The organism is Clostridium sp. LIBA-8841, assembly GCF_057782475.1.
This window is the reverse complement of sequence record NZ_CM173488.1, coordinates 2653516-2669498: the sequence shown is the minus strand read 5'-3', so window position 1 is coordinate 2669498 and position 15983 is coordinate 2653516. Positions and strand designations below refer to the sequence as shown.

Annotated in this window: 12 protein-coding genes; 9 read left to right on the top strand and 3 right to left on the bottom strand. The window is 27.2% G+C overall.

The features are described from left to right. Positions 1 to 134 precede the first annotated feature (134 nt). The 7 genes from rbsK to AC2A4K_RS11500 all read left to right on the top strand — a co-directional run bounded on the left by rbsK (position 135) and on the right by AC2A4K_RS11500 (position 9464). Complete coding sequence (rbsK, locus tag AC2A4K_RS11530; RefSeq protein WP_322502639.1) at positions 135 to 1067, top strand: ribokinase; 933 nt, start codon at positions 135 to 137, stop codon at positions 1065 to 1067. A gap of 2 nt (positions 1068 to 1069) precedes the next feature. Continuing rightward, entirely contained in the window at positions 1070 to 1465 is a 396-nt protein-coding gene (gene rbsD / locus AC2A4K_RS11525) for a D-ribose pyranase (RefSeq protein WP_322502638.1), read from the top strand. 84 nt (positions 1466 to 1549) lie between these two features. After that, a complete protein-coding gene (locus tag AC2A4K_RS11520; protein ID WP_322502637.1) occupies positions 1550 to 3055 on the top strand; it encodes a sugar ABC transporter ATP-binding protein in 1506 nt (501 codons plus the stop codon). Positions 3056 to 3068: 13 nt separating this feature from the next. Continuing rightward, the gene (locus AC2A4K_RS11515) at positions 3069 to 4004 is read left to right on the top strand and encodes an ABC transporter permease (RefSeq protein ID WP_322502636.1); all 936 of its coding nucleotides are present in this window, start codon (positions 3069 to 3071) and stop codon (positions 4002 to 4004) included. A 21-nt stretch (positions 4005 to 4025) separates the two neighbouring features. After that, positions 4026 to 4931 carry a ribose ABC transporter substrate-binding protein RbsB gene (gene rbsB, locus AC2A4K_RS11510; protein ID WP_322502635.1) on the top strand — a complete coding sequence of 302 codons (906 nt, stop codon included), beginning with the start codon at positions 4026 to 4028 and terminating at the stop codon, positions 4929 to 4931. A gap of 76 nt (positions 4932 to 5007) precedes the next feature. Further along, a complete protein-coding gene (locus AC2A4K_RS11505) occupies positions 5008 to 6009 on the top strand; it encodes a LacI family DNA-binding transcriptional regulator (RefSeq protein ID WP_322502634.1) in 1002 nt (333 codons plus the stop codon). Positions 6010 to 6209: 200 nt separating this feature from the next. Next, a complete protein-coding gene (locus AC2A4K_RS11500) occupies positions 6210 to 9464 on the top strand; it encodes an SNF2 helicase associated domain-containing protein (RefSeq protein WP_322503250.1) in 3255 nt (1084 codons plus the stop codon). 60 nt (positions 9465 to 9524) lie between these two features. Here the strand turns inward: AC2A4K_RS11500 and AC2A4K_RS11495 are convergent, their stop codons facing one another. Beyond that, the gene (locus tag AC2A4K_RS11495) at positions 9525 to 11450 is read right to left on the bottom strand and encodes an FUSC family protein (protein WP_322502633.1); all 1926 of its coding nucleotides are present in this window, start codon (positions 11448 to 11450) and stop codon (positions 9525 to 9527) included. A gap of 109 nt (positions 11451 to 11559) precedes the next feature. Next, entirely contained in the window at positions 11560 to 12225 is a 666-nt protein-coding gene (locus AC2A4K_RS11490) for a hypothetical protein (protein ID WP_322502632.1), read from the bottom strand. 143 nt (positions 12226 to 12368) lie between these two features. Between AC2A4K_RS11490 and AC2A4K_RS11485 the strand changes: the two genes are divergently transcribed. Both AC2A4K_RS11485 and AC2A4K_RS11480 read left to right on the top strand, forming a co-directional pair. Then, positions 12369 to 14345 carry a hypothetical protein gene (locus tag AC2A4K_RS11485; RefSeq protein ID WP_322502631.1) on the top strand — a complete coding sequence of 659 codons (1977 nt, stop codon included), beginning with the start codon at positions 12369 to 12371 and terminating at the stop codon, positions 14343 to 14345. 238 nt (positions 14346 to 14583) lie between these two features. Next, a complete protein-coding gene (locus tag AC2A4K_RS11480) occupies positions 14584 to 15390 on the top strand; it encodes a cation diffusion facilitator family transporter (protein WP_322502630.1) in 807 nt (268 codons plus the stop codon). A 38-nt stretch (positions 15391 to 15428) separates the two neighbouring features. On the opposite strand, the gene AC2A4K_RS11475 is transcribed toward AC2A4K_RS11480, so the two are convergent. Further along, complete coding sequence (locus AC2A4K_RS11475; protein WP_322502629.1) at positions 15429 to 15899, bottom strand: DUF2383 domain-containing protein; 471 nt, start codon at positions 15897 to 15899, stop codon at positions 15429 to 15431. Between the last annotated feature and the right edge of the window lie 84 nt (positions 15900 to 15983).

Genomic DNA, 15983 nt, shown 5'->3' with positions numbered 1-15983 from the left:
TTTTAGAGTATGGATTTTTTTAAATCTATACTCTTTTTTTATTTTTTTGCAAAAAAGCCTTGATTAACGTTTACAAAAGTATTATTATATAGTTAATCGGTTTAGTGAAACGGTTAACTAAGGAGGGAGCATTAATGAATAAAATATGTGTACTTGGAAGTATTAATATGGATTTAGTTTTAAAGGTTAAAGATATGCCTAAGGTTGGAGAAACTATACTTTCAAAATCATTTCAAAAAATAGCAGGGGGAAAAGGTGCGAATCAAGCAGTAGCAGCTAAAAGAAATGGATCAGAAGTTTTCATGATTTCAAAAATAGGAAAAGATGAAAATGGAAGAGAATTAAGAGATAAATTAATAGAAGATAACATAGATGTTAAATATATTTTTGAAGATGAAACAGAGCCAACAGGAATGGCATTAATAATGGTTAATGATAATGGAAACAACTCAATAATTGTTAATGCAGGTTCAAATATGACATTAACTAAAGAGGAAATAAAAAAAGCAGAAAGCATATTAAAAGAAGTAGATATTATAATATCACAATTTGAAACACCAGAAGATGTAACAATAGAAGCTTTTAAAATAGCTAAAGAGTATGGAAAATTAACAATTTTAAATCCAGCTCCAGCTAAGCAAATAAAAGAAAAATTATTAAAATATACAGATATAATAGTTCCAAATGAAACAGAAGCAGAGCTTTTAACAGGAATTGAAATAAAAGATATAGAAGATGCAAAAAAAGCTGGTGAAATATTCTTAGACAAGGGAGTTAAATTTGTAATAATAACTTTAGGTGAAAAGGGAGCAGCTTTAATAGGAAAAGACTTTTATGAAATAGTTCCAGCATACAAGGTAAATGCAATAGACACTACAGCGGCTGGAGATAGCTTTATTGGAGGATTAAGTTCAAAATTAGATGTTAAGAACTTAGGAAGAGAAACTTTAAGTAAGGCTATAAGATTTGGAAATAAAGTATCATCAATAGCAGTACAAAGAAAAGGTGCTCAACCATCAATACCATTTTTAGAAGAAGTTTTAGAAGTTTATAAGGGAGAAGAGTAATTATGAGAAAAACAAGTTTATTAAATAGTGATATAAGCTCAGTTATATCAAAAATGGGACATACTGATATGTTAGCTATAGGAGATTGTGGACTACCTATACCAAATGAAACTGAGAGAATAGATTTAGCATTAATAAAAGGTGTTCCAGGATTTATGGAGACATTAAAAGCTATATTAGAAGAGTTACAAATAGAAGAAATAGTTCTTGCTAAGGAAACAGAAGAAGTTAGTCCTGAGTTATTTAAAGAAATAAAAGATGTTATAAAAGATACTAAAATAACATTTATATCACATGAGGAGTTAAAAAAGGAATTAAAAGATTGTAAAGCTGTTGTTAGAACAGGAGAACAAACTCCATATGCAAATATAATATTAAAATCAGGGGTTGTTTTTTAAGAATATATAAAGAATATTCTACTTAGTTTTTATATAGGTAGAATATTCTTAGAAAAATACAAAGTATTTTGGGAGGTGTAGTAAATGAGTGAAAGAACACCAATGTTAAAGATGGAAGGTGTATCAAAATCATTTCCAGGAGTTAAGGCTTTAGATAATGTTAGCTTAATGGCTTATGGGGGAGAAGTTACTGCTCTTATGGGAGAAAATGGTGCAGGAAAATCAACCTTAATGAAAATATTAAGTGGAGTTTATAAAAAAGATGAAGGAAAAATCTTTATAGAAGGAAGAGAAATAGAAGTAAAGGGAATTAAGTCAGCTGAAGAAGCTGGAATAACAATAATTCACCAAGAGCTTAGTGTTTTAAATAACTTAACTGTTTCAGAAAATATATTTTTAGGAAATGAAAAACATAATAAGTTTACTGGAAGAATAAATAAAAAATTATTAGATGAAAGAAGTAGAATGTTCTTAGAACAAATAGGCTGTGATATAAATCCAAATAGACTTGTTGGTACCCTTAATGTAGGAGAAAAGCAAATGTTAGAAATAGCTAAGGCTTTAACCAAGAATGCTAGAATAATTATTATGGATGAGCCAACCACAGCATTAACTGATGTAGAGACTGAAAACCTTTTTAAGGTAATAGAAAACTTAAGAAAAAAAGGAATCGCAATAATATACATATCACATAGAATGGAAGAAATATTTAAAATTTGCCACAGAGTAGAAGTGCTAAGAGATGGTAAGTATGCAGGAAGTGCAAACATAAAAGACATAGATAATGACAAGCTTATATCAATGATGGTTGGAAGAACAATAGAAGACCAATTTCCATATAGGGTAGTTGAAAAGGGTGATTTAGCCTTAGAAGTCAAAGATCTTAGCTGTAAGGAAGGCGTAAAGAATGCCTCATTTACTTTAAGAAAAGGTGAAATATTAGGAGTTGCAGGTCTTATGGGATCAGGAAGAACAGAGCTTGCAAAAACGATATTTGGAGAGTACAAAAAGACAAGTGGTGAAATTGAATTAAATGGAAGTCACATTAACATAGGATGTATAGATGATGCAATCAGTAAAGGAATATGTTATCTTTCTGAAGATAGAAAGAAAGAAGGCTGTATTTTAGGAATGCCTGTTGGAGAAAACATGACTTTATGTAATTTAAAAAAATATGAAAATAATTTTAAAGTCATAAACAAAAAAGAAGAAACTAAGGACATAGAATATTATATTAAAAAAATAAATATTAAAACTCCAAGTAAAGATCAGATTATTAAAAACTTAAGTGGAGGTAATCAACAAAAAGTTATACTTGCAAAATGGCTTATGTTATCACCGGAGGTATTAATAATTGATGAACCTACTAGAGGAATAGACGTTGGAGCTAAGAAAGAAATTTATGAGCTTCTAAATGAGCTTAAAGCTAGTGGAAAAGCAATAATAATGATTTCTTCAGATTTACCTGAAGTATTAGGAATTAGCGACAGAATTATGGTTATGAGTGAAGGAAGAATCTCTGGAGAATTAAGTAGAGAAGAAGCAAATCAAGAAAGTATAATGAAATTAGCTGTTGGAATAAACAATTAGGGAGGATTACATAATGAAAGCGAATGTTAAAGCAAATATATCTAAATATAAATCTCTTATAGGACTAGTATTATTATGTATAGTTATTACTATAGTTACTCCAAACTTTTTAAGTGTGTCTAATATAACTAACGTATTTACGCAGGTTTCAGTTAATGCAATCATAGCAATTGGTATGACTTTTGTAATATTAACAGGTGGAATAGATTTATCAGTTGGATCTACTTTAGCTATTAGTGGTGCTGTTGGAGCATCTATTGTTAAGTCAACTGGAAACGTATTCTTAGCAATTATAGTAGCTGCTGTTATAGGTATAGTAGTAGGATTAATAAATGGTTTATTAGTATCAAAAGGAAAACTACAAGCATTCATAGTTACTTTAGCCACAATGACAATATTTAGAGGAGCTACTTTAGTATTTACAGATGGTACTCCAATATCAAAATTACCTGAAGCATTTGTTAAAATAGGAAATGGTAAAATAGGATTTATGCCAATACCAGTCATAATAACTGTAATAATAGCAATCATAGCAGTATATGCTTTATCACAAACAAGATTTGGAAGATATTTATATGCCTTAGGTGGAAATGAAGATGCTTCAAGATTATCAGGAATAAATACAGATAAAATAAAAACTTTAGTTTATGTAGTATCAGGTTTTGCTTCTGCCATTGCAGGTGTAATTATAACAAGTAGAATAGGATCTGCTTCACCTAATGCAGGAACAGGATTTGAATTAGATGCTATCGCTGCAGTAGTAATAGGAGGAACTTCTTTAGCAGGTGGAGAAGGAACAATCACAGGTACTTTAATAGGTGCACTTATTATAGGAGTACTTAACAATGGATTAAACCTTATGAATGTATCACCATTCTATCAATCAATAGTAAAAGGGTTAGTTATATTAATAGCAGTACTTTTAGACAAGAAGAGCAGAAAAAATTAAGAAGCTTAAGAGGTGAGTTTTATGCGTATAAATAAAAAAATATTCTCAGTTGGGTTAATACTCATGATGCTTATGACTTCATTTATGGGATGTTCAAGGGATAATAAGCCTAAAATAGGTATGGTTGTATCAACTCTTAATAACCCATTCTTCGTAAATATGAAAGATGGAGCAGAAAAAGAGGCAGAAAAGTTAGGTTATGATTTAGTAGTCTTAGATTCTCAAAATGATCCAGCGAAAGAAAGAGCTAATGTAGAGGATTTAGTACAATTAGGTGTTGTTGCACTATTAATAAATCCTACAGATAGTGATGCTGTAGTTAAAACAGTTGAGGTTGCAAATAAAAGTAATATTCCAGTTATAACATTAGATAGACAAGCTAATGGAGGAAAGATAACAAGTCACATAGCTTCAGATAATATAAAAGGTGGAGAGATGGCTGCTGAGTATGTATTAGATAAGTTTAAAGATGAAAAGGGTCCAATAAATGTAGTTGAGATACAAGGTATTCCAGGAGCATCAGCTACTAGAGATAGGGGAGAAGGATTCCATAATATAATGGACAAAAATGATAAATTCAACTTTGTTTCAATACAAGCAGCAGACTTTGATAGACAAAAGGGACTTCAAGTTATGGAAAATATAATTCAAGCAAATCCTAATATACAAGTTGTATTTGCTCACAATGATGAAATGGCTTTAGGAGCTGTTAAGGCCATTAAAGCTAGTGGATTAAATGCAATGGTAATAGGCTTTGATGGGAATGATGATGCCAAAGATTCTATAGATGCAAGTGAAATGACAGCAACAATAGCACAACAACCAGATTTAATTGGAGCACTAGGTGTAGATTTAGCAAATAAAATATATCATGGTGAAAGTGTTAAGGATAAAATAGCGGCAGATCTTAAGGTCTATACTAAATAATTAGGGTACAGCTAGGGATAATATGGTATAATTACTGTTGTTATAAAACGAAGCGGACAAGAGGTGTTGCGATAAAATGGGAAAAACTACATTATTAGACATAGCTAAAGCAGTAAATGTATCAAAGACTACTGTATCAATGGTTCTAAATAATAAAGAAATAAATGTTTCTAAAGAGACTAGAGAAAGAATATTTAAAGCAGCGAAAGATATGAATTACATACCAAATTCATTAGCAAGAAGTTTAAGTACTAAAAAGAGCTATACTTTAGGTATGATAATACCAGATATCCAAAACCCATTCTTCTCAGAAATGGCAAAAGCCATAGAAATTGAAAGTGAAAAGCATGGCTATAGCATTATTTTATGCAATACTCTTAATGAAAAAAAGAAGGAAGAGGAATATTTAAAGCTCTTAATAAGTAAGTTGGTAGACGGTGTAATAATAGCAGCTTGTGGAGAAGGTAAAGAATGGATTAAAATTCTAAAAAATAATAAAATTCCTTTTGTAATGATAGATAGAATAATTTCAGATGAAAAAAATGTAAATGGAGTATTTTGTGATAACAAAAAAGGTGTTGAATTAGGGGTTAATTACTTAGTTAACAAAGGAAAAGAGAAAATTGCTTTTGTTACAGGTAAATCTAACTTAGAAATAGCTAAATTGAGACTAGAAAGTTTCAAAAACACAGCAAAAAATTTAGGAATATTTAGTGAAGCTTTAATAGAAGAGGAAGATTTTTCTATGGAAGGCGGAATAAAAGCTACAGAAAGAATAGTCAAAAATAATAATAAAGTTGACGCAATATTTTATAGTAGTGATGTTATGGCAATTGGAGGTATGAAATATTTAATAAGAAACGGCTACAAAATACCTGAGGATATAAGTATTTTAGGATATGATAATATCAATATATGTTCTTATATGGAGCCAGAATTAACTACTATAGCACAACCTATTTATAAAATTGGAGAATATTCATGTAAGTTGCTTATGGATTTAGTAAATAACAAATCTTTAAAGAGCAAAATAATAAATTTGGAACCCTCTTTAGTAGAAAGAGGAACAGTAGAATAATCATATAAAAATATCAGATGTAAATACTACATCTGATATTTTTGTTTTGTCTTTCAGAATTTTTAAAATTGGGAGATTTTAGAGTGAAAACTACAAAAAAATAAATTTAATATAAAAAAGTAAAGTTCAGTTAATTTTTCAGTAAAAATAACTTTATGTTATAATGAGAAGATATGAAGCACGTAAATAGAGGAGTAACTATGTTAGTTGAAGATTTATTGTTACAGAGATTTAAGGAAGAAACTACAGGAAGAAATTATAACAAAGGGCAAAGAGTTATTAATAATGATCTAGTAGAATCCATAAAAATAGAGGATGAGCAAGAGCTAATAGCTGTTAATGGAATAGTAATTTCAGAGCAATTATTTAGTAAATATAATACTAAATTAGAGATAGATATTAGAACGAAGGGGATATTATCAACATATTGCACTTGTACTGATTATGAAAAGCATGAATTTAGTAAGGAAAATTACTGTTGTAAGCATTTAGTAGCAACTTTTTATAAAGCTTTAGGTGATTTAGCTAATAAGAAAGAATTTAAAGAAAATAAAAACTTATTTTGCAAAAAGAGTGAAAATAAAATTTTAGACTTAATTCTTCAAGAAGAAATGGAGAAGGAAGAACTGAAAATAGAGGTATATATAAATAAAAATGAGTGGAGCAATAGTATATTAGCTGAATTTAAAATAGGAACTAAATCAATGAGTTCAAATAAGCTTTATATATTAAAAGATATTGAGCAGTTCTTAGTATCATATTATAATAAAATACCTATTAGATACAGTAAGGTTTTTACTTTTGACATAAGGGAGCAGAGGTTAAGTCCTAAGGATAAGGAATTAATAGAGTTTATAGAGACTTTAAAAGAAATAGAAAAACCAATAAAAAGCTTTTTAAGAAATAGAGATACATTTATAGATGGCAAAAGTATAAAAATACCTAATTATTTAGTAAGAGATTTTTTTTGTATAATAAAAAATCACAGAGTTTATTTAAATGAAGGATTCTTTTATAGAGCAGTCGAGGGAGAAGTACTTTTTGAAGAGGTACCAATAGATTTTTCTTTAAAAGATTCAAAAAATAATTTTGAATTAAGTTCTCCAAATGGTATGCCTAAGGTTTTAGGAGATAGAGCTGACGTTTTTCTATATGGAACTAATATATATATTCCTAAAAAAGAGTTTTGCTATAAGATAAAAAACTATTTAGATGTTTTTTCAGAGGGAAAGATTATTAATATTGATAAATATGAGGAAGAAAGAGTCTTTAGAAAGCTAATTCCTTCTTTAAGAGATTTAACTGATAATGTATTCCTTTCAAAAAATATAATGAATAAGACGGTGCTAGAGCCAGTAAAATTTAACTTTTATTTTGATAAAGAAGGAAAAGAAATAACTTTAACTTTAAAAGTAAAATACGGAGCTTATGAATTTAATATATTTGATGATTGTAAGGAAAAAATAATTTATAGAGATATAAAAAAAGAAAAAGAAGTTCTTGCTTTAATTGAAAGATTTAGTTTTGAGGAGATAAATAAAAAGTTTTATTTCTACTTAGGAGATGAATACATATTTAGCTTTTTTAAACATGATATATGTAAATTGCAAGAGTATGGAGAAGTTTACTATTCTGAAAACTTTAAGGGAATCAAAAGCTTAGGAAGTAAAGGTATAAAGGGAGATATTAAACCAGGAAGATATAATTACTTTGAGTTCGATTTTAAAATAGGGGATATACCTAGTGAAGAAACAAAAGGAATACTTAAAGCCTTTAGAGATAATTTAAAATTCTATAAGCTTAAAAGTGGAGAATTCCTTGATTTAGAAGAGTTAGAATTAAAACAGTTTTTAAAACTTGTGGATTCACTTGATATAGATTCTTTAAATAATAATAGTTTAGAGGTTAGTAATAACAGAGCTTTATTTATAGCCAACTACATAGAAGAACAAGGAATTAGATATATAAAGGGGAAAAAGAAATTAAATGAAATAAAAAGTAAATTTAAAAATATAAACAAACTTTCTTTTGAGGTTCCAAAGGAACTTAATGCCGAACTTAGAGAATATCAAAAGTTTGGATATAATTGGCTCAAAACTTTAGAACATCTAGGGTTAGGGGGAATACTTGGAGATGAAATGGGACTTGGTAAAACTCTTCAAGCCATTACATTTATCCTTTCTAATAAGGGAAAGAAAACACTAATAGTTGCTCCAACTTCATTGATATATAACTGGAAAGAGGAGTTTACAAAGTTTGCACCTAATTTAGTTGTAGAAGTATTGAATGAAAGTAAGGATAAAAGAGAAGAAATTTTAGAAGATATAAGCAATAAAGATGTTATTATAACTACTTATAATCTACTAAAGAGAGACTTAGAGGAATATAAAAAAATAAATTTTGATTATTGTTTTATTGATGAGGCACAAGCAATTAAAAATCCAGATTCTCAAAATTCAGAAGCGGTTAAAGAAGTGAATGCTGAATATAAATTTGCTTTAACTGGAACTCCTATGGAGAATTCTCTTATGGAACTTTGGTCAATTTTTGATTTTATAATGCCAGGATATCTTTATGATAGAAAGAGATTTACCGTTAGATATTATAAGAAATTAAATGAAAGTAAAGAAGTTTTAGAGGAAATACATGCTCTTATAAAACCATTTATATTAAGAAGAAAAAAGAAAGATGTTATAAAAGAATTACCAGATAAGATTGAAAAGATGCAGTTAGTTGACTTAGGTGAAGAGCAGAAAAAAGTATATTCCATATATGCTAACAATGCTTTATCAATTATGGAGAAGAAACAAGATGCAGAGGAATTCAATAAAAGCAAGATAGAAATATTATCTTATATAACTAAACTTAGACAGTTAGCCTTAGATCCAGCTGTAACAATAAATGATTATGTGGGAGAAAGTGCGAAAATAGAGGCTTTAATAGAAATATTAAATCAGGGAATAGAAGGAGGACATAAGATACTTGTTTTTTCACAATTTACCTCTGTCTTAAAGAATATAAGTAGAAGACTTGAAGATGAAAAAATTTCTTTTAGCTATTTAGATGGAAGTGTTTCACCTAAAAAGAGAGTTAATATGGTTAATGATTTTAATAAGGGTGAAAACTCAGTGTTTTTAATAAGTTTAAAAGCAGGAGGAACTGGGTTAAACCTAACTTCAGCAGATATTGTAATTCATTTTGATCCTTGGTGGAACCCTGCTGTAGAAGAACAAGCTACAGATAGAGCACACAGAATAGGGCAAAAGAATGTGGTAGAAGTTATAAAACTAATAGCCAAGGGAACTATTGAAGAAAAAGTAATAGCTCTTCAAGAAGAGAAAAAGACTTTAATTTCTAAGGTTATTGAAGAAGGAGAGCTATCAGTAGGAAATGCCTTTAACACATTAAGTGAAGAAGAGGTAATGAATTTATTTAAAGTAGATTATTTAGTGTAAATTTAAATAAAAGCTATATGAAGATTTTCATATAGCTTTTATTATTATTGAGAATATAAATTATAATATTAAACCATTAGAAGATGGAGTATAGTTTATTTTTCTTAGATAAGGACAATTTATGAGAGAATCAAGTGTGTTATTTAAAAGGGTTATTATATCTATTAAAGAAGCCTTTTCTTTAAGTAAATTTTGTAATTGGTTTTGAAATTTTATTAACTCGTCTTTGTTGACTTCACATACTAATCCTAAGTCTTTTTTTAGTAATGTGTAATAGGTTAAAGATGCTGTTAAATTTTGAGTTAATGAAATTAATCTAGAAATATTAGCATTATCTTTTTGAATATTTCTAAGAGAAAGCTTATTACACATAAGATTTATATGGATGGTTAAATTTATTATTCCTTCTTCATTTTTAGAAGGATTTTTTATTAATTCCTCAGCTAAGATATTTAAATATCTCATTAGCTTGAAACTTAACTCTTTAATTCCATGATCTAGTTTATAAGGAAATAAAAATTTATTAGCTAAAAAAGTTATTACTATACCTAAAACTAAATAGAAAACTCTAAAAAATGCCAAATTATTTACTTCATAGCTTAAAGAAGCCATACAAATAGCTGATATAGCAGTAAATAATGATAGTTTATAATAACTTTTGAAAGCATAGGTTAAATATAAACTTGTACTTAAAACAATGATATAAACTGCTTGACTTTGAAATAAGTTTAAAATAATGGTTATAAGAATAATTGCCAAGAGGTTTCCTTTAAATCTATCTTTACTTTTGTTTAATGTTTCCTCATAATAAGGCTGCATTATGGACATTATTGTAATTCCAAGCCAACTCATTTTAGCAAGATTAAATAAAGAGCTAAGCAATAAGACAATGGTTAATGTCAATGAAATTCTTAAGGCAAAGTTAAATTTGATTGTTCCAAAATGTAATGAATCTTTAAATTTAAATTGATTTTTATCAGTGTTTTTCCAAGGCGTATAGGATTTATATCCTTCAGTTTCTTCAAGAGTATTCATATCAGCTAGGTATAAATAAAGATTATTAACTGAAGTAGATATATCATGAATAAATGTAAATTGATCTGGTAAATTTTCATGAAATCTATTTAATTTATCAAGTTGTTTATCTATTTCATAATAAGAGATTTCATCATTTAAATATGATTTTATAATTAATAAAGATCTCTTTAATTCTTTTAAAAAAGATTTTATTATTGGGCTGTTATAGTTCATCTTATAATAAAGAATGCTTAAATTAGCCAGATCTAAATTTAAGTTCTCTAATATTATATATATTTTAAATTGAATGCTACCTAGGTTATTGGTTAATGTTTTTCTTCTTCTAGTTGTATAAAGATTATAACAGATATTGTTCATTTCTTTAGAAATAGATTTTTGCAAGTCTAAATTATAATTTTTTGAAAGAATGTTATCAATTTGACCGTCTAATAAAAGGATTGATTTGCTTATGCTTTCTTTTATTAGGGATTTATAGCTCAATTTATTTATAAATAAGTGAAATATTATTATTAAGCTAAAACCAAACAGCATAGATAATAATCTTTTTGGAAGGCTTTGAAAATCTATTCTATAGAAATAAGTAAATATATATAACATTAAGAATGGCTTATAAAGTAAAGGAGTATAGCTGACTGAAAATTTATAAGCAATGAAAAATATAGTGAAAAAATTAATTATAATTCCTAATATGAAGTTGCTTGAAGCTAAAAAGGATAAAATAACTAAAGATGAATATATAAATATAAGTTGAATAGTTTTTTCTACAGGATTTATTTTGAAATTTTCTTTCAAAAGAATTGATGAAGTTAATGCTATGGGATAGGCTAATATTGCATTATTAATTCCAAAAAATATCCAAGAGATTAAAAATGTTAAAAAAGCAATAGAACCTTCACGTTTCATTGAGTCTATATCTAAGTTGAATTTTTTAATAGCTTTATCAATCATATAATCACCTAAAATAAATATATAGTAAATTTATTATTCCACTTAATATATAAATTTATGTTTAAACAATAAAAAAGCTCTAACTATTTTAAAGTTAGAACTTTTTTTATTAATTCACATTTGGAAAAATTGCACTAAATAAAGGCACTGCTCCATTAAATACAATTATTATTTTATCATTTTCAACTGTTATAGATTTTATCTGAAGATATTTTATTATGTCCTTAAAAGAAAGGATGATATCTCCATTATTTTTATCAAAGGAAAGTAAGGAATTGTCTTTTAGATTTTCAAAAATAGCATCTTTAGGAATATCTATAAATCCAATTTTTCCTTCTTTATAATGAAATATTCCTTTACCATCATTACTTTGAGCTGTGAAGGTAAGTTTGCCTTGGAAAGGGATATTTTTATAATTTACATCTATATATACATTAATATCATTATTTTCTATATCTACTTTTAATCCAGTAAGTTGTTTTATTGCATTAGGTTCTTCTCTTAAAGCTAATATAAATAAATCTGTTAGTTCAGAATCGGAGAATTCAGTCGTTGATTCAACATTTATTTCTTTTAAGGAAAAATCTACATTATTAGGAAGAAACTTTTTTATCAAATTCCAATTATCAAGCTCTATGGTAGAATCTATTGGAGTTACGGCTACTTTAGGAGCAAAGTAGGAATTATAAACTATTTTTACACCTATAAAAGATGCTATTATAAGAATTAATAATGATAACGAAACTATTAAAAGCCTCTTTTTATTTTTAGTCATGAAACTTATCTCCAATCTATAAGGTTTTATTAATTCAATTATAAACTAAATTGAGTTGAATTTCACTTATTTTTATATGAAGTAACAGATAAGAACACTTAAGATAAACTATTATTATAGTGTAGATATCTATGGAGGTTATTATGAATTTTAGTAAATATGATAAAATCATAGATTATGATAAGGGCGATCTTACTGGTAATGGAATTGAAGAAGAGGTTTATATTGTATCATGTTTAGGAAAAGTTTGTGAGCAAAATAATTTTTTAGTAGTTTATGAAAAGAAAACAGGAAATATTTATGAGTTTCCACTTGAAAAAGATCATTATAAATTTGAGATTCAGTTAATAAGTTTTAGAGACCGTAGAAAAAAAGAAATATTTTTAAGAAACATTGGTGAAAGTTTCGGTGGATATGTTAAGTGCCAGGTATTTTCTTTTGAAAATAATCAGATTGTAGAACTCTTTAATAGTAATACATTTTATAAAGAAAATAAGGTAATGGCTCTTTATAAAGATAATTATGAGTTGCAAGTATTAAATTATGAAAGAAATAAGAAATATTTTGTTGTAGTAAGAGAAAATTATAAGTATTATTTAGACTTTGTTTATGATGATTCCGGTAAAGTTAAACCTGGAAGAGAAAAAGCTAATATAAGTAGAGTGTGGGAATGTTATCCTTTTTACCCAATGGGAAATGGAGTTGCAAGCATAAGTGTATTACAAAAAATATTAGGGCAGTCTGATACAGATATTATATGTTTGGTTCAAAGTGTAATTAGTTATAGAGATAAGGAGTTTAAATTAGTAGACCAAACTGTTAATTTAAAGGGAAATTTTATAAATCAGAATTATAGAAATAAGGAGATTTGTATAGAAGAAGGTTGCTTTAATATATTAACTGGAATTTCTGAAGAGGATCCTAAAATAAAGGAAGTTATAAAAAAGGAATTAAATTTTGAAAAAGATAACTTCAAATATGTGAGATATAATGTGGATTTAAATGATGATGGAACTAATGAAATATTCATATATTTAAAAGATTGGTATTTTTGTAATATTAATGGGTGCAAGGCTTTGGTTTTAAAAGAGGATAATGGAGAATTTAAAGTTATAGGAAATTTTAGTAGTGTAGCACATCCAATAATAATTTCAAATAAAAAAACTAATGGATATAAAGACTTAATATTATATATTTCAGGATTGGGGATAGAAGATGGGTATAGAATAGCAAAATTTAACGGAGAAGAATATCAGGAAAATATATTTTTGGAAAAAGTAATATCAATTGATGAAATAAAAAAGGAAAATATACATGGAGTTTTATTAGAGGGGTACTATGGCGATAATAAGGGAGAAGTTATAATTGATACAAAGATAAAAAGGCTAGATTTAGTGGAAATAGTAAAAAGATTTATAAATAAGGATAGTGAAATATTATTTGCTAATGAGGTTGATATAAATAATGATGGAAATAAGGAAATTATTGCAGGATATAGATATGCTAAAGGATTATATTTAATTATTCTTGAAGAAATTAAGGGTGAATGGGGATTATTAGAAATTCTAAAAGGACATGGTTATAATGTAAATAAAATAATTATAGCACCTCTAGAGGATAAAAATAGATACATTATAGTGGTGTGGGAGCTTTCAGATATATGGAAAACTTTAGATATATATTCTCAAGATAAATATGGTATATATAATTATCTAACATTAGATAAGCCATTTAATGATTTATATGTAGAAGATATTAACGATGATGGTATTTTTGAAGTGATTATTTGGAGTAGGGATAGTGGAGAGGCATATAAATTAGAAATATATAGTGTTAAAAATAATAATTTAATAAAAGCAAGAGATCTCTATGAAAAATATTTTGAGAATTTAGTTAAATATTATAGTGGATTAGTAGATAAAAATCCAACATCGTCTATATATTGGTACTATTTAGCTAATTCACAGTTTATTACGGAAAAATTAGAAGATGCTTTAAAGTCAATAAATATGGATTTAAGTTTTCAATATGTCTATCCTTCAAAAGAAGAGGCTTTGTTATTAAAGGAAAAAATTGAAACAAAGTTAAAAAAAGAAAAAATCAGTAGAAGTTTAAGGTAAAATAGTGATTAAAATGTTTTATATTAAATTAAAAATAATCTTAAAATAATATATTAGTGCCTTTTATATAACTTATTAGTGAGTGAATTTTACTTTAAAAAATCATAAAATAATCTTAGAAGACTTATTTTGAGGTGAATTTATGAAGAATGAAAGTTATTTATTAAAAATATCGGCATTAGGAGCATTATTTTTTGCAGTATTAGGAATTGCATGGGGATGAACTGTAAAGTCAGAAATGATTTTGTTTGATGGGTTATATTCTTTAGGTAGTGTAATTTTATCAATATTATCGGTATTAGGAATTATATATATAAACAAAAAGGATTATGAAAAATATCCTTTCGGGAAAAGAATGATAGAGCCTTTGATAGTTATAATTAAATCTTTAGCAATATTTATTATGTGTATGTATTCTCTTACTGGAGCAATTAAAGATTTATTAAATGGTGGAAATGAGGTTCAATATGGGTATGCATTAATATATGCCATAATATCAACTTTAGGATGTGGAATTGCATATATATTCTTAAAAAGAAAAGGGAAGACAACAAATTCAAGTTTATTAACAGTGGAAAGTAACCAATGGCTTATGGACACTCTTTTAAGTATGGGTGTTTTAATAGGATTTTTAATAGCAAACATACTTCAATATACAGAACTTGTTTGGTTTACTAAATACTTAGATCCATTAATGGTTATTATGTGTTCATCAATATTTATAAAAATGCCAGTAAAAGCATTTATAGATGGACTTAAAGAGCTTCTAGAATTTAAAGCTGATGATAGCATAACTTCAGAAATTAGTCAGCTTGTAAAAGGAATAGAGGAAGAGTATAGGTTTGAAGAAGCCATTACAAGAGTTTCAAAAACTGGAAGAGATTTAAGGATAGAAATAGATTTTATATATAATGAAGAATCTAATATTAAGGCCTTAGATGAAATGGATACATTAAGAGAGGAAATATTTAATTCGTTGAATCACATAGCTTATGAAAAATGGCTAAATGTATCTTTTACAAAGGATAAAAAGTGGGCTATGTAAAGTGGTGCGTATTTATATTAATACGCACCTATTTTATTTTAGAAGAAATTAGCTTGATGAGGACTTGAATACTCATTTAACTTTTTACTAAGCTCTTCATTTTCTTTTATCATGTTTTTTATTAGATTAATAGAATGTGAATCTAATTCTTTTTCTTTATCTTGTAGTAATTTTTGAAACATGATTATTCCTGATTTAGAAGCTTTTATACTTTCTTTAAGAATTTCACTGTCCGTATCAGCAGTAAGAGTTTTTATGTTGTAGAGAGCCTCAGAAACCTTACCTACTATACCGGTACTAGATGCTGGAGAGCCACCAAATGATGAAATTTTAGCAGAAATTTCAGTGGCTTCTTTTTGGTATACGTTTATAACATCTCTAAGTAAATTTTTAAGTTCATTAGATGTACACTTCTTGGAGTAGTGATCAAAAATATCTATACCCATATAAAGTCCTTTGAGACTATCATTTAGAGCTTCGCTTGGAGTTCTATCTGTAACTTTTTCCATGAATATCACCTCCCTAGTATTTTGTCCTTTTATCAAAAAATAATGTTATTATAAATAATCTTTCTTTTTATTTATAATTTTTAT